1 tRNA gene is annotated in these 299 nt (G+C 47.5%); it reads left to right on the top strand.

What is annotated here, in order from left to right:
- Positions 1 to 113 precede the first annotated feature (113 nt).
- Positions 114 to 189 (top strand) — tRNA-Glu (locus tag MKR94_RS16480).
- Positions 190 to 299: the final 110 nt, after the last annotated feature.

Consider the following 299-nt stretch of genomic DNA (forward strand, 5'->3'; position numbering starts at 1 on the left):
GGAACCTGCGGTTGGATCACCTCCTTACCTGTAAGATACATTGCTGCGTAGTGCTCACACAGATTGTCTGATGAAAAAGTAAAGAAGCAAGGCGTCTTGCGAAGCAGACTTATGTCCCCTTCGTCTAGAGGCCCAGGACACCGCCCTTTCACGGCGGTAACAGGGGTTCGAATCCCCTAGGGGACGCCACTTGCTGGTCTGTGAGTGAAAGTCGCCGACACTATTATCTTAAAGCTGACTTACGAGTCGTCTTTAAGATATTGCTCTTTAAAAATCTGGAAACAAGCTGATAAATTGAA

The organism is Rosenbergiella metrosideri, assembly GCF_022602565.1.
In the GTDB taxonomy this organism is placed as follows: Bacteria; Pseudomonadota; Gammaproteobacteria; order Enterobacterales; family Enterobacteriaceae; genus Rosenbergiella; species Rosenbergiella metrosideri.